Origin of the sequence: Marinobacter azerbaijanicus, assembly GCF_030250645.1 — a bacterium.
GTDB lineage: Bacteria > Pseudomonadota > Gammaproteobacteria > Pseudomonadales > Oleiphilaceae > Marinobacter > Marinobacter azerbaijanicus.
In genome coordinates this window covers 32,203-54,397 of sequence record NZ_JASSVS010000001.1, presented here as the reverse complement: position 1 = coordinate 54,397, position 22,195 = coordinate 32,203, and the positions used below count along the sequence as shown (strand labels likewise).

General features: G+C 56.3%; 20 protein-coding genes. 5 read left to right on the top strand and 15 right to left on the bottom strand.

From position 1 onward, the window contains the following. Positions 1-19 precede the first annotated feature (19 nt). Genes QPM17_RS00240 through QPM17_RS00230 form a run of 3 tightly spaced genes read right to left on the bottom strand, consistent with a single transcriptional unit; the run spans position 20 to position 5,010 of the window. Positions 20-898, bottom strand: a complete 879-nt coding sequence (locus QPM17_RS00240) for a DMT family transporter (protein ID WP_285387749.1) — start codon at positions 896-898, stop codon at positions 20-22. 4 nt (positions 899-902) lie between these two features. Further along, positions 903-2,369, bottom strand: coding sequence for a patatin-like phospholipase family protein (locus tag QPM17_RS00235; protein WP_285387747.1), 1,467 nt, complete (start codon positions 2,367-2,369; stop codon positions 903-905). 37 nt (positions 2,370-2,406) lie between these two features. After that, the gene (locus tag QPM17_RS00230; protein WP_285387745.1) at positions 2,407-5,010 is read right to left on the bottom strand and encodes a DUF6351 family protein; all 2,604 of its coding nucleotides are present in this window, start codon (positions 5,008-5,010) and stop codon (positions 2,407-2,409) included. A 229-nt stretch (positions 5,011-5,239) separates the two neighbouring features. On the opposite strand from QPM17_RS00230, the gene QPM17_RS00225 reads away from it, so the two are divergent. Next, a complete protein-coding gene (locus QPM17_RS00225; protein ID WP_285387744.1) occupies positions 5,240-6,025 on the top strand; it encodes an enoyl-CoA hydratase in 786 nt (261 codons plus the stop codon). A gap of 7 nt (positions 6,026-6,032) precedes the next feature. Here the strand turns inward: QPM17_RS00225 and QPM17_RS00220 are convergent, their stop codons facing one another. The 3 genes from QPM17_RS00220 to QPM17_RS00210 are packed head-to-tail and all read right to left on the bottom strand — an operon-like array spanning position 6,033 to position 8,233. After that, positions 6,033-6,488 (bottom strand): DUF192 domain-containing protein, encoded by a 456-nt coding sequence (locus QPM17_RS00220; protein WP_285388778.1) that lies wholly within the window; start codon positions 6,486-6,488, stop codon positions 6,033-6,035. A 47-nt stretch (positions 6,489-6,535) separates the two neighbouring features. Further along, complete coding sequence (locus QPM17_RS00215) at positions 6,536-7,297, bottom strand: ABC transporter permease (RefSeq protein ID WP_285387742.1); 762 nt, start codon at positions 7,295-7,297, stop codon at positions 6,536-6,538. 15 nt (positions 7,298-7,312) lie between these two features. Then, positions 7,313-8,233 (bottom strand): ABC transporter ATP-binding protein, encoded by a 921-nt coding sequence (locus QPM17_RS00210; protein ID WP_285387740.1) that lies wholly within the window; start codon positions 8,231-8,233, stop codon positions 7,313-7,315. Between the two features lie 122 nt (positions 8,234-8,355). On the opposite strand from QPM17_RS00210, the gene QPM17_RS00205 reads away from it, so the two are divergent. Then, complete coding sequence (locus tag QPM17_RS00205; RefSeq protein WP_285387738.1) at positions 8,356-8,838, top strand: hypothetical protein; 483 nt, start codon at positions 8,356-8,358, stop codon at positions 8,836-8,838. Positions 8,839-8,906: 68 nt separating this feature from the next. Beyond that, positions 8,907-9,227 (top strand): hypothetical protein, encoded by a 321-nt coding sequence (locus tag QPM17_RS00200; protein ID WP_285387736.1) that lies wholly within the window; start codon positions 8,907-8,909, stop codon positions 9,225-9,227. Positions 9,228-9,239: 12 nt separating this feature from the next. On the opposite strand, the gene QPM17_RS00195 is transcribed toward QPM17_RS00200, so the two are convergent. The 4 genes from QPM17_RS00195 to QPM17_RS00180 form a co-directional block, all read right to left on the bottom strand. Next, positions 9,240-9,836 (bottom strand): hypothetical protein, encoded by a 597-nt coding sequence (locus tag QPM17_RS00195; RefSeq protein WP_285387734.1) that lies wholly within the window; start codon positions 9,834-9,836, stop codon positions 9,240-9,242. Between the two features lie 144 nt (positions 9,837-9,980). Beyond that, a complete protein-coding gene (locus tag QPM17_RS00190) occupies positions 9,981-11,447 on the bottom strand; it encodes a PhnE/PtxC family ABC transporter permease (RefSeq protein ID WP_285387733.1) in 1,467 nt (488 codons plus the stop codon). A 16-nt stretch (positions 11,448-11,463) separates the two neighbouring features. Then, on the bottom strand, positions 11,464-12,114 hold the full coding sequence (locus QPM17_RS00185; protein ID WP_285387731.1) for an ATP-binding cassette domain-containing protein: 651 nt from the start codon (positions 12,112-12,114) through the stop codon (positions 11,464-11,466). Next, the gene (locus QPM17_RS00180; protein WP_285387729.1) at positions 12,114-12,983 is read right to left on the bottom strand and encodes a putative selenate ABC transporter substrate-binding protein; all 870 of its coding nucleotides are present in this window, start codon (positions 12,981-12,983) and stop codon (positions 12,114-12,116) included. The genes QPM17_RS00185 and QPM17_RS00180 overlap by 1 nt, the downstream gene beginning before the upstream one ends. A gap of 177 nt (positions 12,984-13,160) precedes the next feature. Here QPM17_RS00180 and senB point away from each other — a divergent pair, with 177 nt between their 5' ends. Further along, on the top strand, positions 13,161-14,135 hold the full coding sequence (gene senB / locus QPM17_RS00175; RefSeq protein WP_285387727.1) for a selenoneine biosynthesis selenosugar synthase SenB: 975 nt from the start codon (positions 13,161-13,163) through the stop codon (positions 14,133-14,135). Here senB and selD read toward each other — a convergent pair. The 4 genes from selD to QPM17_RS00155 form a co-directional block, all read right to left on the bottom strand. Next, entirely contained in the window at positions 14,125-16,401 is a 2,277-nt protein-coding gene (gene selD, locus QPM17_RS00170; RefSeq protein ID WP_285387726.1) for a selenide, water dikinase SelD, read from the bottom strand. The two genes, senB and selD, sit on opposite strands and share 11 nt — an antisense overlap. After that, positions 16,401-17,075 (bottom strand): helix-hairpin-helix domain-containing protein, encoded by a 675-nt coding sequence (locus QPM17_RS00165; protein ID WP_285387723.1) that lies wholly within the window; start codon positions 17,073-17,075, stop codon positions 16,401-16,403. Before QPM17_RS00165 ends, selD begins: the two co-directional genes overlap by 1 nt. Before the next feature lie 46 nt (positions 17,076-17,121). Beyond that, complete coding sequence (locus QPM17_RS00160) at positions 17,122-17,520, bottom strand: hypothetical protein (protein WP_285387721.1); 399 nt, start codon at positions 17,518-17,520, stop codon at positions 17,122-17,124. A 122-nt stretch (positions 17,521-17,642) separates the two neighbouring features. Continuing rightward, a complete protein-coding gene (locus tag QPM17_RS00155) occupies positions 17,643-19,190 on the bottom strand; it encodes a bifunctional GNAT family N-acetyltransferase/carbon-nitrogen hydrolase family protein (RefSeq protein WP_285387719.1) in 1,548 nt (515 codons plus the stop codon). 183 nt (positions 19,191-19,373) lie between these two features. Here QPM17_RS00155 and QPM17_RS00150 point away from each other — a divergent pair, with 183 nt between their 5' ends. Continuing rightward, positions 19,374-21,260, top strand: coding sequence for a methyl-accepting chemotaxis protein (locus QPM17_RS00150; RefSeq protein WP_285387716.1), 1,887 nt, complete (start codon positions 19,374-19,376; stop codon positions 21,258-21,260). Here QPM17_RS00150 and QPM17_RS00145 read toward each other — a convergent pair. Then, a complete protein-coding gene (locus tag QPM17_RS00145) occupies positions 21,243-22,190 on the bottom strand; it encodes a hypothetical protein (RefSeq protein WP_285387715.1) in 948 nt (315 codons plus the stop codon). The genes QPM17_RS00150 and QPM17_RS00145 overlap by 18 nt on opposite strands. Positions 22,191-22,195 lie beyond the last annotated feature (5 nt).

Below are 22,195 nucleotides of genomic sequence, written 5' to 3'. Positions count from 1 at the left end.
TTCGCGCGCCGGATCGAGGTTAATCAACTAGCGCCCGTGCTTTCCTGTAGCGCTTCACTTCCAGCCAGCCGTGGGTCGCCAGTGCCGAGAACACAATCACGCCACCAATCAGGCTGAGGTCCGGTGGCACTTCGCCCAGGAACAGCCACACCAGGAAGGACCCCAGCACGGTTTCCAGCAGCAGCATCAGACTGACTTCCGCCGCGGGAATGTAGCGGGGGCCAATCTGGATGAGGATGCAGGCTGTCGGCAGGAAGACCAGGCAGAGCAGGGCAATGAAAAAACCGTCCCTTGCTGAGAGAGTTTCGGCTCCACCCATAAACGCCGCTACAATGGCCAACGCCAGGGCACCAAACATCAGCATTACGCTCATATCGCAGTCGGGCCGGGAACGGGCCACATTGAGGTTGGAGGCAAGGGCTATGGCGGCAATACCAGCCATCATCAGCCCCAACGGGTCGCCTTTGCCCCATTCACCGATGGCCATGAAGGTTGCACCGGTCACGCACACCAGGATGACCACCCACGTCCTCCAGGGCAGGGTTTCCCTCCAGACCAGCCATGCGATCAGGGCGGCGAGTACCGGAGCGGTATTGAGGATAACCAGGACGTTGCCAGCAGCGGTGTTTTTCATGCCCACCACGAAGCCGAGCGTACTGACCGCGAAGGCGCCCGCGCAGAACATGCCTTTCCAGCCGCAGCGCCTGATTTCTGTAGTCAGGCGGGAACGGTATCTCGCCCAGCTGATCACAAGAAAGCTGACGGCCAGCAACAGGCCACGCCAGAACAGGAATACCACCGGGTCTACCGAGGTAATCTTGACCAGTAGAGCGTCGGGTACGATAAACAGCACGCCCAGAGCGGCAATGGTCAGTCCTTTGATCCGGGTGGTCTGCAAGGCGCTACTCCGGGATGTTGTCGTTGGCGGCGCAGGCCTTTTTCAGCCGTGCGATACAGTCGCTGAAGGTGCGGCTGATTCGTGTCTGGTCGCGGATCATGGCCATGCGTGGCCAGGTGGCCTGTTCGCCAAGGCGGATAAACATCGCCAGGTCTTCACGGCCGGGATTGGTGAGTATCTTGCGGTACAGCAACGGCCGGAACGGGAACTGTATGTTGATATCCCCCAGATACGTCTGTGTGGCCATGGCATGGGCCTGTTCCAGTAATGGCCGCAGGATGGATGACGACCAGCTGTTACGGGTCAGATTCAGGGTAGTGGCCACCTGGGCGTGCATCATCGAAGCCGCCGCCTGTTTGGCGGATGCGCCGGGCCCGCGCTGGTGGTGATGGCTGATAAACGGCAACACATGGGGGTTGGCCTGGCTGACAATGGTGCGGTTCACATTGTGGAGCCGCGCCATGCGCATCAGGGGGAGGTCTCCGTGCACACTGCCGTCAATCCATCGCTCCGTCGGCATATAGGGTTTTTTCCCGTTTCTCCCTTTTTCGTTATCCCGGGCCTGTAGCGTTACCGGCGGGTAGATGCCGGGTACTGCGCAGGATGCGAGGATGGCCGAATCCACCAGGACTTCCGGCGATGCCAGGCTGTTCAGCAGTCTTGGTTTCTGCCGGGTTCGGGTAGGGGACACCGAGATATTCAGGGTGCGCCCGCTGTGTTCTGCCGCTTCGCGGAAGCTGGTGCTGCCAATGTTGGTGTGAATATGATGGAGCAGTTGTGACTGGTCCATCGCATGGCGTTTCCGCCAGATACGGCTGGGTTCGAGCCAGCGGAAGGCGTCCAGGTGGATTTCGCCGGGTTCGTTGAAAAACCGCTCAAGCTCCTGATTATTCCGGGTGCAGATGGCACCGGCCACGATGGCCCCCATACTTGACCCGGCAATGACGTCCGGGAGCAGGCCCTGCTGCCAGAGTGCGCGGGTCACACCTATATGGTAAACGCCGAAAGCGGCACCGCCACTGAGCATCAGGGCAGGGCGACCGTAAACCCGCTCGGCGTCCAGGAACAGGCGGAGCTTCTGTTCTTCGGTAACCCCCGGCATGTCGTGGTCGCAGATGAAGTTCATGGAACGCTCGACTTCATCCAGGAATTCAGTAACCAGGTGCTTGGTGCCCGTCCAGGCAATGGCGTACAGGTCCGGATTGGCGATTTCGCCGAGGTGACGGTAGAGACTTTCCTGTAGCACGCGGGTCAGGCCACGGGTGTCACCTTTTTTACGACAGCGCACCATGGCGTCGATGTGTTCGCGAATGAGTGATTCGTGCAGAAGCTCGCAGCCTGCTTCCTCTCGCCAGGTCAGCGAGCCCTCCATCTCGTCCAGTTGCTCGGCAATGGCGTACCACTGCTCATAGGACGTGGCTTCAGTGAGTTGTTTTTCCAGTTTGCGGCGTTGTTTCTTGTCGGCTCTCATGATGTACAGGATACATCATGAGAGCACATATCCGGGACTAAAGGTCGGATCTCGGGCTCAGGTCTACCCCGAATGCCGGTGAAGCCCATCCCGCGACCTTTCCGGTGCTCCCGGGTAGCGGCTCGCCGCCGGTTCTGACCGTCTGTTCATCGCCGTACTGCAACCAGGTCAATGTAGGCCCCTGGCCGACAGGCGGGTGACTGTAGTCGCAGACGCCGTCCGGAAAAATTTCAGCAACTTTCTGCGCGAAGCCTTCGGAGGTGTACACGCCGTTGAGAATGTTCACCGGATAGTCCGCCGGGTCCACGGGTTTGAGCTGGCATTTATTGTTCAATGTCGTAATGGAGTCCCCTGCGACGGTGCGCGGTGTTCCGAACCGGGTCTGGACCACCAGTTTCTGGGCTTCCACCACCTCGTTGGTAATGGGCTTGAGCGGGTCAGTAATAATGTCCGGCAACCCAAGTTCGCCCAGGTTCAGGCCACAGACCTGTCCGGTGGCAACATCGAGAATCTGTCCCAGTTCGGCAGGAAGAGTGGGAATCTGGTCTGACTCCAGTCCTTGCACTTGCGGCTCAGGATAAAGCAGGTTGCCGGTGTAGGGAGCCTTCGGGCCTTCTTCCGAGAATGGAGCTGACAGAGACAGGCATCGGTCCCTTGCGGTGACTGGCTTGTTGGCAATGACTTTGTGGGGTACCGGCGTCTCTTGCTGATCCGATTCCATACTCGCGAGCCACTGATCCATCACCAGCAGAGCTTCGGTGGTAAAGATCGAGTCGCCCGCCAGGGGGAAGGCTCCGTACCAGATCACGTGATTGCGCGCGTGGCCCTGAGTCTCTTCCAGTCTCGCCCGTACCTGCCAGGAGTGGAAGGCATCATGGGCAATGCCGGGGTCCGGGCCGCGAAGATCAATGATGGGTACGTTAGCGAGATTCTCAGCGGTATTGATTGCGCCGGTGCGGTAGGCGTTTTCCAGTGCCTCAGGGTCGGCGACAGTGCGTTCCGGCTGGTAGTTGATGTCGATGTCGAGACCGCCTATGTCGCGGTTGACTGCCAGAAACTGGTCACCCGTGATGACACCCTCCTGCAGAGCTTTCAGACCATACTGCACGCCGGTGTTGTCCAGCGGGATGCCGGTGAATCCCCGTGACAGCAGTTGTTCATTGGGGGACCAGGCTTGTGGCAGGCGCTCGCCAAACTGACTGGACATGTAATCAATCAGACCGCAGCGCAGGCCGTCGGGGCGGGTCTCCGGGTCATACACCTCGGCCTGACCAGCCAGACCCGGGCAGTTCTCCTGATCCGGTTCCGCGGAGGGAAAGAAGGCCATGTCGGAAACGATGGGATTGAGCGGCAAATGGCCGTAAAGGGCCGGCCACTGAACCGCGAGGACAGGCGAGGTGAGCAGGCTTTCTACAAAGGCCAGGAGATCTTGTGGGTCCTCGGAGACCTGGTTGCCGAGGTATTCATTCAGCAGGTTGTAATCGGCGAACTGGGTTGCTGTGGTCCACACGTCCGGATAGGAGCATTGCACGATCAGGCCCTGGTAGATACCGGGATAGGCGTTGGCAATGTGCTGCTGGGCGATGGCCCCGCCGGAACAGCCAGTGCCGATGGTATAACGCACCGGGCCATACTGCTCTACGATGTGCTCCTTGGACATCACCAGGGATTCCGCTGCAGTCACCAGATTAACGTTATGACCAAGATTGGCCTGGGCGGTGGACAGGGTGACAAACCCGCGGGCAAGGGCGACCGAGATGCTGTCACCGAGCAGGGTTTCTGCTCCCTCTGGCGCCGTACCTGCGATGTCGCCATTGGGCGGCCGCCCCATGCCGTAGCTGACACCGACATTGCCGCCGTGGTGGATCAGTATCTTGCCGTTCCACTGTTCCTGGGGCGACAGTGCTGTCCATGCCTGATCCGGCTGGAACAGCGACATGATCTGGTAGCGGTCCCGGTTTATGACGCCAGTCTCCACCCTGACGATGTAGGGCACAGTGACGCCTTCATCGGTCGTGACCTGGGCGATGTCCTCGTCAGGCGGCGGGTTCTCGGGATCATAGGGCAGGAAGGCTCCCGGCAATCCCGGTGACTGCGGGTCAAAGTTTTCTGCAAACAGGTCAAACTTCGACTGTGGCACATACTTCAGCTCGAATTCCGCTGGCTGATTGCACTTGTCGTCCAGGGCGTTGCCGTTGGTGCAGTTCCAGGGTTGGACCTGGGGGCCTGAGAATACGGGACCACCCTTGGGGTGGTTGATGATGGTTTCTCGCAACACACGTCCCTTGCCTGGAATAACCTTGACTTCGTTCTCACCCAGCATCAGGCCGGTGATCAGTCCACGGAGCACACCGTTTTCCATGGCCATCAGGGTATCGGTGATGTCTTTTCCATTCAGTTGAACCCTTGCGCCGTTGGTTTCCGGCAAATCTATCTCTATCAGCGCATCACCACCATTAATCAGGTCCGGGCGGTTTGAAAGGACCCGGATAGCGCCCTGGTCAGCAACCGTGTCCTGTTCGGAGTCCGCTCTGCTGTTTGTGCCTTCGGAGGGTTGCGAGGTGGTTTCCGCGTCATTGCCACCACAGCCGGCCAGAACCATTACAACTGCAAAGGGCAGGGCCTTTTTGATGAACCTCATGCTTACCTCTTTTTGTTTTAATTTGTGACGTTCTGTTTCGATTTATTGGCATAAAACCATAAGTTTTGCCGCCAGGGCGTTGGCCACATGGACATCTGGCTCTGTCAAAAGTGTTAACTGTGTCACAGTTGCCTGGAAGGGCTAGTGAGGATGATCCCGACGAAAGTCGGCTCGACTTGCTGGCACTGCTACTGAATACTGGGGGAAAAAGATGAGGAGTGACGTCACCATGACTGCGGAAGAGATGATTACGGTTGCCACCGATAGCGGTATCACCACGCTTACGCTCAACCAGCCGGAGAATCGCAATAGCCTGTCCATGGCCATGTTGCAGGCGCTTTCCGATCGGCTCAGCGCCCTGGCCGAGGACCCGGAAACACGGGTAATTGTGCTCGCCGCCAGTGGCCGGGTGTTTTGTGCGGGCCATGATCTGAAGGAAATCCGTAGCCAGCTCGATAGCCATGAATTCCAGCTGGAACTGTTTAACCTTTGCAGCAAGGTGATGCAACAGATCGTCAATCTGCCCAAGCCGGTGATTGCACGTGTGGCGGGTGTGGCCACGGCTGCAGGATGCCAGTTGGTCGCCAGTTGCGACCTGGCAGTGGCTGCCGATACCGCACGTTTTGCCACGCCGGGCGTGAATATAGGCCTGTTCTGCTCCACACCCATGGTGGCACTGTCCCGCAACGTATCCCGCAAGCATGCCATGGAGATGCTGTTGACCGGCGAAATGGTCGGCGCGATCAAGGCCGAGCGCCTGGGGCTGGTGAACCAGGTGGTGGATGAACAGGTTCTGGATGAAACCGTGAATCGCCTCGCCGCCACTATTGCGGGCAAATCAGGCCACACCCTGAAAATCGGCAAGGAAGCCTTTTACAGACAGCTGGAAATGGGACTGGCGGACGCCTACGACTATACGTCAGAGGTGATGGCAAAGAACATGCAGGCTGCGGATGCCCAAGAGGGCATCTGTGCATTCCTGGACAAGCGCAAGCCCGAGTGGAAAGACGAATAGGCCAGCGCTAGCGACAGTCTGAGGGGGCCAGCGAAAGCCGGTCGCCCACTTCGATTCCTCGACTTTCAAAATAGCCGTGGTTCATTTCCAGGGCCAGGTAGAAAGGGACTCCGGCCCGGTAGGTGGGGCAGTCCCTGCCCTGAGCTTCCGGACAGGGGGCCATCTGGCGTATCGCACGAATAATGCCGTGGCGGTCCATGTAGGCAATGTCCAGTGGAATCAGCGTGCGGTACATCCAGAAGCCATGGTCTGCGCGACGCTGGTTACTGTATACAAACAGCATTCCCGCCTCCGGCCCAAGCGCTTCTCTCTCCATCAGCCCACGACTGCGTTGTTCAGAACTTACGGCGATTTCCAGGGTAATGGGATTGGCCCGTTCCCCTGATATCAGGCATGCCTGTTTCACCGGCAGCGAGCCCTTGGCTGGAACGGCGGCCAGGCAACCTGACAACAGCAGGGTCATCAGGGGCAAAAGCGCCCTAGCTCTGTACGTGGTTGCCCGACCATTCATCAGGAACGCAGCCGGTAGCCGGTTTTGAAAATCCACCACACTGCAACCATACAGGCGGTGAGGAACAGCAGGGTCATTCCCACGCTAATGCCCACGTGCACGTCCGACACGCCATAAAAGGCCCAGCGGAAGCCGCTGATGAGATACACCACCGGGTTGAACAGGCTAATGGTTTGCCAGACCTCCGGCAGCATATCGATGGAATAGAAGGTGCCACCCAGGAACACCAGGGGGGTGACGATCATCAGCGGTACAATCTGGAGCTTTTCAAACCCGTCTGCCCAGATACCGATAATAAAGCCAAACAGGCTGAAGGTAATGGCTGTCAGCACCAGAAAGGCAAACATCCAGAAGGGATGCAGCACGTCGTAATCCACAAACAGCTTTGCGGTGATCAATATGATAATGCCAAGTATCACCGATTTAGTGGCGGCAGCTCCCACATAGCCAAGCACCACCTCCACATAGGAGACCGGGGCAGACAGCACTTCGTAAATGGTGCCGGAGAACTTCGGCATGTAGATCCCGAAAGAGGCGTTGGAAATACTCTGCATCAGTAACGACAGCATCACCAGCCCGGGGATGATATAGGCGCCGTAACTGATGTTGTCGATATCCCCCATCCGGCTGCCAATGGCAGACCCGAACACCACGAAATACAGGGATGTGGAAATGACCGGCGAGGCCACACTCTGCATCAGGGTTCGGCGCATGCGTGCCATTTCGAACTTGTAGATTGCACGTACACCGTAAAGGTTCATTGCACCACTCCCGCGTTATTCATTGACCAGGCCCACAAAAATTTCCTCAAGGGAGCTTTCTCTGGTCTGTATATCCCGGAACTCAATGCCCATTTCGCCCAATGTCCGGAGAAGCCTTGCCACGCCGGCCTGTTCCTGTTGGGAATCAAAGGTGTAGATCAGTTCATAGCCGTCTTCCGACAGATCCACCGGCTCCAGGGCCAGCTGCCCCGGAATCTTGTCCAGCGGGTTCTGCAGATGCAGACGGAGTTCCTTCTTGCCCAGCTTGCTCATCAACCGGGTCTTGTCCTCCACCAGGATGATCTCGCCTTCCCGGATAACGCCGATGCGATCAGCCATTTCCTCGGCTTCTTCAATGTAGTGTGTGGTGAGGATAATGGTGACGCCGTTTGCCCGGAGCTTCCGGACCATTTCCCACATATCGCGACGTAACTCGACATCCACACCAGCGGTTGGCTCATCAAGGAACAGGATGCGCGGCTCGTGGGACAGGGCTTTGGCGATCATTACGCGGCGTTTCATGCCGCCGGAAAGGGACATGATCCGGTTGTTGCGCTTGTCCCAGAGCGACAGATCCTTGAGGACCTTTTCAATATGATCCGGGGCAGGTGGCTTACCAAACAGCCCGCGGCTGAACGACACGGCATCCCAGACGGTTTCGAAAGAATCGGTGTTCAGTTCCTGGGGAACCAGACCAATGCTTTCACGGGCTCTGCGGTAATCCTTGACGATATCGTAACCGGCTGCTTTCACTTCTCCGTCGGAGAGGTTCACAATGCCACAGATAATGCTGATCAGGGTTGTCTTCCCGGCACCATTAGGACCGAGGAGCGCAAAGATCTCTCCCGGCTTGATATCAAGGTTTATGTCCTTGAGGGCGCTGAAACCATCAGCATAGACTTTGTTGAGGTGCTTTACGGAAATGTCCGGTTGCACAGGCGTATCCTGTTGGCGATGAATCAAAGCGCGGTATTTTCTCATGACCGGTGCTGTTTTAGAAAGCTTTGCCTTGGCAGCAATAATCCCCATAATGCCCGATTAATCTTGGAGGAATGGATGTGTTAAGAGCACTTGTAGCTGTGTTGGCCATCGTCGGCGTGGTGGCTCTCGGCGTTTTCGGTCCGCGATGGCTGATGTCGGATGCCGATGGTCAGGCTGATCAGGGCGTGTTGAGCTGCGACCTGCTCAATGATACGTGCCAATGGACGCAACAGGGCACCCTTTGGGAAGCTCATATGGAAAAAGAGGCCGATAACGCGGACGGTACGGTCTATCAGTTGTCGGTAGAAACCGACGAGAACCTTCCCAGGCTGCTGGCTGTACTGCGCGGCGAATCCATGTACATGGGGGAATACCCGGTACCAATGACCAGGACAGGGCCTGCGGAAGATGGCGGTAGTAAGCTCTGGGAAGCCCGGTTCACAGCACCAGTATGCACTACAAATCCGGAAATGACCTGGAGGGTCGACCTTCAATCGGGTATGGAAAAGCCAATCGATATGCCGATCAAACTGACATTCCAGGCCGAAGGCCGTGCCTGACGACAGGATGACAGCAGGTCAGGATTGTGTAAAATCATGGAACTGCAATCATTGTCAGGGAAGCACACATGGATTATGGCGATAGCGTTCATAAGGTTTTGCTCAGAAAAATTCAGAAAGCCGAGCAGGATCTGCTTCAGTTAAAGCTGGATTACTGTCGTTTTATCTTTGGATTGACCCATCGCTCCCGCGTGAAGTGCAACGGCAGGAGCTACATGGTGCGATCGGTGGATGTGGACAGCATGGAGCGGTTGGAAAACGGTAGTTTTTCTCGGCCGGCTATTTACGGCGCGCCTGCCGAGGGTCCGGATACCGCTGAGGCACAGAGCCTGGGTACAGACTGGACACTGGAAGAGGAATCCGCAACAGGGGCCACAATCCGCAGCTGAGAGAACTCAGAGTCAGATGAACGCATTCGACGTGACGGCACCATACAGGCTGTTTGCCGCTGGCACGTAGCGGTGCTCACTCCAGTACTCTGCGCCATCCACGCCGTAACGGAAACAGGCCAGCAGGGTAGAGCTACCGGTAAGCGTAGACAGTGACTGCACCGCTGCCGGCTGTCGCAATCCGACTTTTCGGCTGATCATCTGGCTCACCAGATTAACCAGCGCATCCGAATGACGCTGTGGTTTGTCACACAGGGCACAGGCGGCACCGTACAACCAGGCTGCGACGTACTCCTTCACCACATCGGGCGACCGGTCAATATCCAGCCCATTTTCCCGGCAATCCCTTTCCTGGATACTCAGAAGAATATGCAACTGGGAGATTAACCCGCACTTGTCCAGGCTGGAACCAGTTGTGCCATTTCCAATGTCCATACGGTTGCGGCCTGTTGAGGGTTCGGTCATGGTCTCAGAGATCGGCCCGGGATAAGTGGCAGTTGTGGCCGCCACGAAGGGATCAGTACGGACCAGTGTCAGCATTCGGAAGGCAAGCACCAACAGCAGGGCGAGGAGTCCGACTTCGATCAGTAAAACAAGGCCGTTTGTCATAAACATTCCGGATTGCCTGAGGTTGACTGTTACGTTAGTGATCCGGATTGTAACTAAATGTATCCAGGGAGACGAAGCGAACCTTTCGCAATCAGGCCGGCAATATGTCGATCTGTGACGTGGTAACCACTTGCCAGGCGGGCTTTAACAGGTGGGCATGGTCTGCAGCGCAAGTTTACGGCGAATATACCGGCCGAGGATGTCTACCCCGATGTTCAGGGAGGCGGTGATCAGTATCAGCACCATGGCTTTATCGAACTGTATATTCTGGATGGCGCTGTCAACATAGAAACCGAGCGTGTAGATACCCAGAATGCCGAGGATGGCAGTCTCCCGCATAATGATTTCCCAGCGGTAGAACAGGAATGCAAGGAACGACCGGTAGACCCGGGGCACAAGCTCGTAGGTGTATCGGTTCAGACCCGTTGGCGCATCGGGCCGAAGCACGATAGAGCTGGACTGGCGGCCAATCAGATGGCCAATGATGCCACCATTGTGCAACGCCAGCGCCACCACTGCAGGTAGCATGGATGGCCCCCACAGTTGCAGCAGAATGTAGGCAAGGATGTATTCCGGCGTCGAACGCAAAATAACCAGGAAGACGTGGCCGCTTGTGCGTCGCACTGGCCCACCAAAGTGGGTTGAGATTAACGGGAACGCCAGCAGGGCAATAATCCCCGTCGCAACCAGGGCTATCTGGGTGAGTATCACTGTGTTCCAGATTCCGGGCAGCGCCTGAGTGACAAACAGGTCTCCCAGCCAGCTTCCCATGCCGGACCAGCCTTCTTCGCCTTTCAGGGGCGAGGGCACAATGTCTTCGGTAAAGAACCGGGTGACATTGCCCCATATAATGGGCATGCCATCCCCCAGGAAAAACGGCGCTCCAAGGATATACACCGGTAACAGCCTGGGCTTGACCCACAGCGGTAACGTTGCGATCAGCACGTAAAACAGGATCAGCATGGCGCCGGCCTCAGAGTAATGCCCCTGGGAGAATGCAGATTCCAGGTAAAACCCGAGAGTGGGCAGACCCACAAACCCCAGAATGGCGCTGGAGCGAAGCCCGCATTCAAGGCGATAGGCGGTGTAGGTGCGCATCTGCACCCGGCAGTCGGGTATGCGGGCATACAGAAACGCTGAGATAACGCCGGTTCCGGGCGGCAGCAGGCGACCGGGCTCGGGGTCCGCCTCTTCCAGGATTTCAGAGTAGACCTTGGCAAAGATTCCCGAGTAGGGAATCGCTATGGCCAGCACCCCGGTCAGCGGGTGGAAGCCAAAAAACTGGAGAAAAATGAGCGCCCAGAAAAGTTCATGAATAGCCCGTATAAAGGCACAGAAGATCCTGACCGGGTAGGCGCGATAGACCAGTGCCAGCAGAAAACCGCACACACTGCCCAGGGCAACACCCACAAATGCAAACGCAACGGTGCGGAGAAGGGCGGTGGCCAGCCCTTCAGTGCTGAAGAAATCGGGGGTAACAACACCCAGAAAGAATTGCCCAAGGTCTTTCCATGGGTTGGCCGAAGTTATGGCAATGTCCGCAAACACCAGACCCACCAAGGCAATGGCGGTAAATATCAGGCTGGTTTTTACGGTCGGCGACAAGAGCATAGAGTTGGGTTCTGGTTCAGTAAAGCGGCATGATATCCGCCGGGGTCAGCTTTTCGCTGGGCTCATCCAGAGCGATCTGCCCATCCTGGATACCAACAATCCTGGTGCAGTACGCTAATGCCAGCTCCACGTCATGGAGTGCGATAACACTGGTCTGAAAGCGCTCCCGGAGCAGTTTCATAACCAGATGAGCAGTAGGGCCATCCAGCGCAGACACCGGTTCATCAGCCAGTAGCAGCCCGGACTTCCGGTATAGCGCCCGTGCAATGGCAACCCTCTGGCGCTGTCCTCCAGAAAGAGACGCGGCCGGGATCCAGACCTTTTCGGGCATGGCCAGCTCGTCAAGCAGCATCGTGATCTCGCGGGTATCCCTGGCAAAAGGGCGTATCAATGTGAGCGTGTTGTACCAGGTCGCATTGGCATCAAGTCGCCCCATATAAACGTTATGAAAAACCGGCAACGCGTTGACCAAACCAAGGTTCTGGGGAACCAGGGACGATGTCCGGTTTACCTGTTGATGTATCAGGCTGATCAGCGTTGACTTACCGGCACCGCTACGGCCCACGAGGCCAACCCGCTCACCTTCGTTGACGCTGAGGGAGAGCGGGCCAATCACCCGCTCTCCGTCGAACGATGCTGTCAGGCCGGTTAGATCAAATCCTGACATCAATCGATGATTCCAATCTGCTTGCCAACAACACGGATAGGCTCATAGGCATCGTTTGAAACCGGAATGAAACCACTGCGGGGAAAGCTCTCGAGCAGCGCAGGGTCATCCATATTCAGCAATGCTTCCTGGACGCGCTCTTTGAACCCATCGCTGAACTGCTCGTCGACGTCGCCACGTATGGTCCATTGATAATTGGGGTAGGACGGCGTTGTCCAGATGACCTTAACGGCGTCCGAATCGATATTGTCGTTCTCCATCTCCTTGTCCCAGACCGAGAAATTGATAGCACCAAGGTCATAGGTTCCCGCTTCAACAAGGCGCAGGGTACGAGTGTGGTTGCCACTGAAACCAACGCGGCTGAAGACCTCTTCCGGGCTCTCACCGAAGGCTTCACGAATGTAGAATTCGGGAATCAGCCGGCCGGATGTGGAGCCCTTGGAACCGAAGGTAAAGGTCTTGCCGCGAAGGTCATCCGACAGATCCTCCATTTCGTCAAGGCCGGTGCTTTGATGGGCAATAATGTGAGTATAGAACGCCTTGTCCTCCACGCCCTGGGCAATTGCTTCCGAACCCGGAACCAGTTCCCTGGCCTGAACACCAGAAAGTCCGCCAAACCAGGCCAGTTGTACCTGGTTGTTTCTGAACGCGGAAATAGCCGCTGCATAGGACTTCACCGGAATGTAGCGAACGTCCACATCCAGCTCTGCGGACAGGTAGTCAGCAATGCCCCTGAAACGCTCTACCAGTTTGGTTTCATCTTCATCGGGTATTGCCGTAAAAACGAGCGTTTGCGCAGAAGCTGTGGCGGATGCGATAAATATCAGAAAGCTGGTCAGTGCCAATTTCCGTATAAGATTCAAGGCCATTTGAATTTCCCTTGGTTTGAAGATTTGATTTAACAACATATTCTGACGGGCAGGCGGCCCGAAGCGGGTCAGGATAACGTGATTTACCCAAACTCTGAACATCTATACGATTCACTCCGCTAAACAGGTTATGGATATCCATCAAAAAATGAAATTTCTTGCCGGAGCCCTGAATCCATGAACATCACCTTGATTACACCGGCCCCACCGGGCTCCAGGGCAGGCAACCGGGCCACGGCAGAGCGATGGCGCCAGCTGCTCGAGGAGGCCGGGCACTGGGTCGCTATTGTCACGGAATACCAGGGCGAGCCCTGTGACCTTTTTATTGCGCTTCATGCCTGGAGAAGTCACGACGCGGTTGTTCAATTCCGGGTACAGCATCCCCACACCCCACTGATTGTTGTACTTACAGGAACCGACATATACGACCACCAGTACCGCTTTCCTGATGCTACCCATGAGTCCATGACCCTCGCCGATTGCCTCATAGGGCTCCATGACCGCGTTGACCAGGACATCCCCGAACGTTTCACCAATAAACTGATGACGGTACTCCAGTCAGCAGATCTGCCACCCGGCCCGGAAAGACCTGAAAATGGCTTTGATATCTGTGTTATCGGCCATCTTCGCGACGAGAAGGACCCTCTCCGTGCTGCATGGGCAGCAAAGCAGTTACCCCAAACCTCAAGAATCCGCGTGATAAATGCCGGCAAGGCCCATACACCGGAGTGGGAGCAAAAGGCCCTCAGCGAACAGCAATCCAACCCGCGCTTCCAGTGGCTCGGGGAAGTGGACAAATCCGCTATCCACCAGCTGATGAGTCAATCCCGGGCCATGGTGATCAGTTCGGTGATGGAGGGCGGCGCCAACGTTGTATCTGAGGCCTGCCGCGCGGGCCTGCCCATCATTGCCTCGGATATCTCTGGCAACATCGGCCTTTTGGGCGACGATTATCCCGGATATTTCCATGTGGGTGATGACACCGATCTGGCCAGGTTGTTACAGCGAGCGGAAGAATCCGCCGATTTTCTGGGGGAGTTGTCGGGTCGCGTTACGGAGCTTGCCAGTCGTTTTACCCCGCAGGCGGAGCAGGGCGCACTATTGGCAGCCATTGATAAGGCCATGGCCGGGCGTACCCGGCTCAGTCCCTGAGAGTGATCGGCTCGATAGGGCCGCTTTCGTCCTGCGGCAATACCCGGCCAATAATCGCCGTGTGCGGATAGCCCAGCGCTTTGAGCTCACTGACACAGGCATCAGCCTGGTCAGCCGGCACGCTGGCCAATAACCCACCTGCAGTCTGGGGGTCGAATATCAGCGGGTAGCGTGGGTGCTTTACCCACTTCTCCTGGTCGCGGATACCCCGTCTCAGCCGGATGTTGGCTGGCTGCAGGGAGCTGAGAATGCCCGCTGCAGCGGTTTCTTCAGCACCTGGCAGGATCGGGATCGCTCCCAGATCCAGCTCTGCGTCCACACCGGAGGGGCGGGTCATTTCAACAAGATGCCCAAGCAACCCGAAACCGGTTACATCGGTACAGGCTTTTGAGCCATAGCGCCGCAGGCATTGTGCGGCGGCCTTATTGGACTGCACCATTGAAGCCAGGGCCGCATCAATCCAGCGCCCCTTTGCTTCCAGCCTGGCGTGTGCAGCGAACAGGGTGCCGGTGCCGATGGGTTTGGTCAGCAGAAGCACATCGCCGGCCCGCAGACCGCCTTTGCTCATCACCTCTTCGGGATCAATCAGGCCATTCACGGCAAAGCCCAGCGCCAGCTCGCGACCTTCCCCGGTATGGCCGCCCACCAGGGCGCAACCGGCCTCGTTCAGTACCTCCACAGCGCCTGACATCATCTGGTAAACAATGTCTTCCACCTTGGACTCGATTCCATAGGGCACAGTTGCAACGGCCGTTGCGCTCTGGGCTTCCGCACCCATGGCAAATACATCACCCAGTGCGTGGTTGGCGGCAACCTTGCCAAACACGTAAGGGTCATCAATAAACGCCCGGAAAAAGTCGACGGTATGCACCACTGCCTTACCAGGCGGCACCTTCAGCACCGCGGCATCATCGGGTGCATGCAGGCCAATCAGAATGTCATCCCGCTCTATGGGACGCAGCTCTCCGAGGGCACGGGACAACACCGTACTCCCGACCTTCGCGCCGCATCCACCGCACCGCATGGCTACTGCGGATATGGCCTGGGAAGCTTCTTCAGCGTTCTGCGCCGCTCCGGTGTCGGGCAGTGCAGCGTTCTCCTCCATCGGCGGAAGATCGTTAAACTTCGCCATGAAGCGTTGATCGATGTGGTTTTTCCAGCGCCAGACCCATTTGCCGGCAAATGAAATGTCACCGCGCGACGCAACGGCAAACTTGTCTCCGGTGCTGATCAGCGCCAGCCATTTCTTCTGGGGTGTAAAAGGCTTAACTGCCTTGCCCAGGGCATGACGTTTGAGGTTATCCGCCAAGGGGCGCCCCTGGCGTACAGCAAAGACACCGGCTTTTTCACGGGGGTGATTGACTACATTGGCAATGTCGCCAACGGCGAAAATGTCGTCATCGGTTTCCGTCTGCAGGGTATCCCTCACACGGATAAACCTTCCGTCATCCAGGGCCAGACCAGTTTCGTCAAGCCATTGAGGACCGCCTGCACGGGTTACCCAGAGCACCTCGTCCACTGGAAAGGTATCACCGGCTTCCGTGGTCAGACGACCTGCCTCTACCTTCGACACAGGAGAACCGAGGTGAACCTTCACGCCACGTTTTGCCAGTTTGTCCGCGAACACGGCACGTACCTTGGCGTTGTGCGTGGGTAGTATCTGGCTCTCGGCGTCGAAGAGGTGAAAGTGCAGCCGATCCGGGTCCTGGCCCCGGTTTTCAAGTTCATTACGGAGCCGGAACTGCATCGCAAGCGTCAGTTCCACGCCACCGGCACCCGCGCCCACCACGGCTACCGTCATAGGGCCTTCGTGATTCTCCAGCCGCGACAGCAGCGACAGCCACCGGTTATTGAAACCGTTAATGGGTTTGACGGGAACCGCGTGTTCCCGTGCGCCATCAACATCGACAACTCGCGGTGACGAGCCAATGTTCACTGAGAGAATGTCATAGGGTACATCCGGCCTTGACCGGCAGATTACCCGCTTGGCGCTCCGGTCAATGCCAATGGCTTCGTCCCGGTAGAACCGGGCGCCGGCGAATTCAGCCAGTTTGCTCAGATCTATATGGACTTCATCATAGGAATAGTGCCCGGCCACATAGCCGGGCAACATGCCAGAGTAGGGTGTATGGGTGTCTCTGCAAATCAGGGTCAGGCGGACACCGGGAACGGGATTCATGGCAAAGCGCTTCAGAACTCCGACGTGGCTGTGCCCGCCGCCAACCAGGACGATGTCCCGTAATACAGGCTGTTCAGATTTTTGCATTAAATGACTTTCTTGGCTTCATCGCTGAAGGTGCTAAACCCCTTCACATTGGAAAAGGCCTGCAGTTTTTCCTGATCCTCTGCAGACGGGTTGGCAATCTGGTCGATCGAGGTAATACCCGCCTCTTTCATTTTACGGGCAGTGGCCGGACCAATACCTTTGATCAGAGTCAGGTCGCTTTTGTCTTTAGGCTTCGGCGATGCGGTTTTCTTTGTTGCAGTACCTGCCTTGGCCCCGGCCGCTTTTTTCGGTGTTGCGCTTTTGGTGGCGGCTGATTTCCTGGCCGTTGCTTTGGCGGAAGAGGATTTTTTGGACGCCGATTTGGTCGTGGCGGAAGATGATGCCTTCTTTACCGCTTTTTTGGCTTCTTCCTTGGCCGCCTTGGCTTCTTTACTGGCGATGCCAAGACGGTCGAGGATGCTTTCCTGCAATTCGTGGAACTCTCCCAGGCGGCGTTCATACTCGTCGCTGAAACGCTTCATCTCACGGTCACGAAGTTCATCCAGTTCTTTCAGCAGCTTGCGAACCGGTTCCTGAACCTGATTCTGAATGCCGTCGAACTGCTTGAGTGCATCGTCTATCAGTTTTTCAATCCGCGACGACGTCTTTTCAAACTCCTTGTTAACTTTTTTGACGACTTTATCAACATTCTGCTTATTGGCTTTCTTGGCCATGAGGATTGTCTCCTTACAGTACGGTTTGGATGTGAAACGAGCTATTTCAGGCCATTTGTCTAAGGCTGGAGGATGGCCCGGAAGAACGTCTGGATTTCAGTAACTGCTTTTTCGTGACCACATCCCGAATCCGCTTCAGCTTGTCTGCCAGAGCGGATGAGGTTTGGCCATTAAACTCTATAAAATCAACTGAATAGAAGAAATTGCTGCAGTGCTTTCTGCGCTCTGTGACAAGGCCCGATATGCCATCTGCCCGGATGTTATCAAAGGGCATTTCCATAACCAGGTCGAGAACCACCGTATCGCCCGGGTTGAATACCTTGTCGGTTTTCATTACACAGCCAAAGTTGTCCAGTTCAAACAGGGCTGCTTCAACCCGCTCGCGCCGGAAGAGGCCACGCTTGACGTGAAAGTGTGCAACAAGATCGGGCAGTGCTTCGTTCATTTACCAGTCATCTCTGAAGTGTTCCGGGGAGGTGGCCTGTCGGTACATGGTTAAACAATAGCCACACTCGAACTGTTTGGCAACGTGTTCAGTGTCATACGATAGAGCTCTCAGACAGTTCTTCAACTATCAGAATTATTTTGGCCCTTTTCCAACGTATTGAGCGCGTATATGTCGGTACGCCGATCTTTCAGATTGGTTACCGACCCTTCGTTACGCACAAGTTTCAGTTTTTCCAGGTCCATATCCGAGAACATGATCATCTCTGTGTTCGGTGTGGTTTCTGCCATGACCGCATCGTGAGGAAACGCAAAGTCCGATGGAGAAAATACCGAAGACTGGGCGTATTGTACGTCCAGATTTTCCACTTTGGGCAGGTTGCCCACGCTGCCGGTAATCACCACATAGCATTCGTTTTCAATCGCGCGGGCCTGAGCACAATGACGCACCCGCAGATATCCGTTCTTGGTGTCCGTCCAGAACGGCACCATGATGATATCCACCTCGTCGCTGGCCGCCAGACGCCCGAGTTCCGGGAACTCGATGTCATAACAGATCATGATGGCAACGCGGCCGGCGTCCGTTTCGAATACCCGGAACTTTTCACCACCCTCAATGACCCAGTCACGGCGCTCGTGGGGTGTGATGTGGATCTTTCGCTGCTCGTCAACGCGGCCATCCCTGTGACACAGGTAGGACACGTTGTACACCCGGTCGTTTTCCAGCAAAGGCATGGAACCGGTAATGATGTTGATGTTGTAACTGACCGCCATTTCCGACATCTGGTTGCGGAACTGTTCGGTAAACCCGGCCAGGAACCGGATAGCCCGGGTCTGATCCATCTGATCCGTCAGGCCCATCAATGGCGCGTTGAAAAACTCCGGAAACAGCGCAAAGTCGCTTTTGTAGTCCGACAAGGCATCCACAAAGTATTCGACCTGCTCCAGCACTTCATCCACGGACGTGAATTCACGCATCTGCCATTGCACAGCACCCAGTCGCACCTGGGTTTTCTTGACGCTGAGGACCGGAGAGGGCGGGGTATAAAGGATATTCCGCCACTCAAGCAGAGTGGCATAACCCAGGGACTTCTCGTCCTCCGGCAGATACTTGTGCATCAACCGGGTTACCTGGAAATCGTTGGACAGCTGAAAGCTGAGGATCGGATCATAGATGTCCTTGCGATCCACACGCTGGATGTACTCTTCCGGTGAGTACTGATCCGAAAATTTGTGATACCCCGGAATCCGTCCACCGGCCAGGATGGCCCGCAGGTTCATGGAACGGCAAAGCTCCTTGCGGGCTTCATAAAGCCGCCGCCCCAGGCGATAGCCCCGGTAGTCGGGGTGAATAAACACGTCCAGCCCGTAAAGGGAGTCTCCTTTCGGGTTGTGCCAGATCTTTTCGTTACGCAGGATCAGATCATCGTAGGTGTGGGGGTTGCTGAAACGCTCATACTTGACGCACACAGTCAGCGCCACAGCAATCAGCTCCCCGGACTCCTCAATGCAGATCTGGCCGTCCGGAAACTGCTCAACCAGTGCCTTGATGGTATCTTCAGGCCAGGCACCGCCTATATCGTCGTACACCCTGTCCATCAGTCGTTGTAGCTGGGAATAGTCATCAGTGGTGAGGTTACGAAGGTTGAGGTGCAGTTCTTCGTGGGCCATACACGCCGGCTCCCGTTGGGTGCAAGAAACTAATCTGCAGGAATGGATTGATTAAAGTCCATATTTTATCAGATAGCGCTAAAGACTTCGCCGCAAAAGCCGAAAACAAAGTCATACAGAACGCAATGTGCAAAAGCGTTATGCTCACATCCCCGCACTCAATAAGTAAGAAGGACCCGTAAAATGAATCTGAGTTTCGGCCAGAAATTGCTGATTGCTTTCGGTGTGCTGCTTGTACTGGTCATGGGCGCCTTCACTATCAGCGGCAACCTGAGGCTGCAGAGCACCACCGACACCTATGTCGAAGCTTTGATTGAAGACACCGTCACACAGAGCACTTCAAGCATTGCCGACTGGCTGAATACCCGCCTGAGGATGACGGAAGCCACCGCAAAGGCCCTCGAAACCGTGACAACCGATGAAGAGGCGCGGGTGATTCTGGCTGCGGTTACCACGGGGGGTGGCTTTATTGATGTGTACGTAGGACGGGACGATGGCTACATGCTGATGAAGGATGATGCATCGGAAGCCACCCTCCCGGACGACTTTGACCCCCGTACCCGCCCCTGGTTCAAGCAGGCCAAGCAGACCGGCGCTGCGTCTTTCACTGAACCCTACCTGGACGCAGGCACCGGAGGCACGATCATTTCTACCCTGGCCCCGGTAAAACGCGGGGACTACGAGGGTGTCATCGGCGGCGATATTGCACTGAAAACCATCGAGCGCACCCTCTCCACCATTACTCTGGCCGATACAGGTTATGCCGCGCTGATCAGCGATGACGGCACTGTTCTTTTCCATCCCGACCAGACTCTGGTCGGCAAGAATATCAGCAAGCTTCTGGGAGCGTCCCCCAGGCTCAGCGGGGAAGCACACCGCTATGAATCGGGTGACGTAAGCTGGACCGCCAGCTTCCATCCTATTGCTGGTGCCCGCGGCGTGGACTGGTACCTGGGGACCTTTATCAACGAGGACAAGATCAACGCACCGGTCCAGGCGGCACGGGTCACCGGCCTGATTATTGCGGTTATTGGCCTGCTGGTTTCGCTGGTTGTCCTGCATTTCGGTATACGTGTACTGATGGCGCCGGTCAGAAAACTCAATCGCGCCATGTCCTCCATTGCCAGCGGTGACGCTGACCTCACCAAGCGTCTGGACGACAGTGCCAAAGACGAATTCGGCACACTGGCCCGTGAGTTCAACAGCTTTGTTGAAAATATCCAGCGCGTGGTCCGGGATGTTCAGCAATGCACAGTTGAGCTCGGGGACAATGTAACTTCCCTGCGCGAGACCGCCCGCACCAGTCGGGGCAGTGTTGAAAAACAGCAGGCAGAGATTGATATGGTGGCCACTGCCATCAATGAAATGTCCGCCGCGGCCGGCGAGATTGCCCAGAGCGCCCAGCAGACTGCCGATGCCGCCAATACCGCCGATTCAGACAGTCGCGACTCGCTGGAAACCGTAGCCGCCTCCCGGGATGCTGTGCAGAAACTGTCCAGGGAGATCAACTCTGCCGCGGAAGTGATTGATAAACTCGGTAAGGATGTGACCGACATTACCTCGGTGCTGGAAGTGATTCAGGGCATTGCCGAACAGACCAACCTATTGGCACTGAACGCCGCTATTGAGGCGGCAAGGGCGGGAGATGCCGGTCGCGGATTTGCAGTGGTAGCCGACGAGGTCCGCAACCTTGCCCGTCGCACCCAGGACAGCACGAAAGAAATCAATAACATGATCGAGCGCCTTCAGAGTGGGGCTAACAATGCGGTCGATGTGATGAAGGCGTCAACCGCTGTTTCCAATGTCAGTATGGAAAAGGCGCAGGATGCAATGGAAGCGCTGAACCGGATTGCCAACGCCATCACTTCCATCAGCCAGATGACATCCCAGATTGCCACTGCCTCTGAGGAACAGACCTCGGTCACTGAAGAACTGAACTCCTCCATTACCCGAATTGCTGATGAGGGTCAGGAAGCGGCCAGGGCTGCCAGTGAGAACGATGTTTACAGCGGGCAGATTGAATCGATTGGAAACACCCTCAGCCAGAACGTTTCACGATTCAAGGTCTGAGGATGATAGAATACTGATGCGCCGTTTCAGATTAGGGAGGGTGCGGCGCCCGATGTTCCACGATTCCTCGGTCAGGAAGGGGTTGTCCAGCACCAGGATCGTTCGATTTTCGAGTTGGAGCTGTTCCAGGGCACTGCCGTAGAAATGTTCAAGGTACTGACCAAAACTGCCGTCGTGAATGGCCCGTTCCATACCCAGCTGTAGCCGCTGGGCCGTTTCATGATCTTGCCTGCCGACAAAAAAGTAGGAAGGCATTGGATAGGCAATCAGCAGATGGGGCTCAATAACAAAGTCACTGTCCGCTTCCAGCTGGAGATCAAACAGAACTTCGCTGACACCACGTGCAAAACATTCAAACCGCTGATTTTCCAACATACGGAAAAGAATTTCATAACGGGAGTGGGTGACCACCGGTATGCCGTTGACCCGCAAAATGGGGGTGTCGGGCCAGTGTGTTCCCTGGCCGATGCGAATGCCCGACTCTCTCAGGTCTGATAGGTTCTCGATGCCTTCAAACTTCGGCAGCGACTCTCTCAGCACCACACAGACCCTGAACCCCAGCAGTCCTCCATCGATCGGAATGGGGATGGCCCGGAGAATCTCCTCACGCTCGTTGGACGTGGCAACGTTGGCAATATCAATCAGTGATGACTGCTGCTGCGCCAACTCCCGTACAACCCTTCCTTGTGCCATTTCCGGGCTGCGGATAATGCGGAATGGGCCGTACTCGGGCGTCTTTTCAAATGCCAGGGAGACGAGGGCGCGAATAGGTGGACTGTCAAAATTGCGATGCCACAGACGATAATCCGTTATCGAGTTATTGGCTTTCGGCCCGGCAGCGACAGCCTGCTCACCAGACAAAGCAATCCCTGCACCGGCGCATATATACACCAGTCCCAACAATATCCAACCCGCTCGCCACGATTTCATTGACC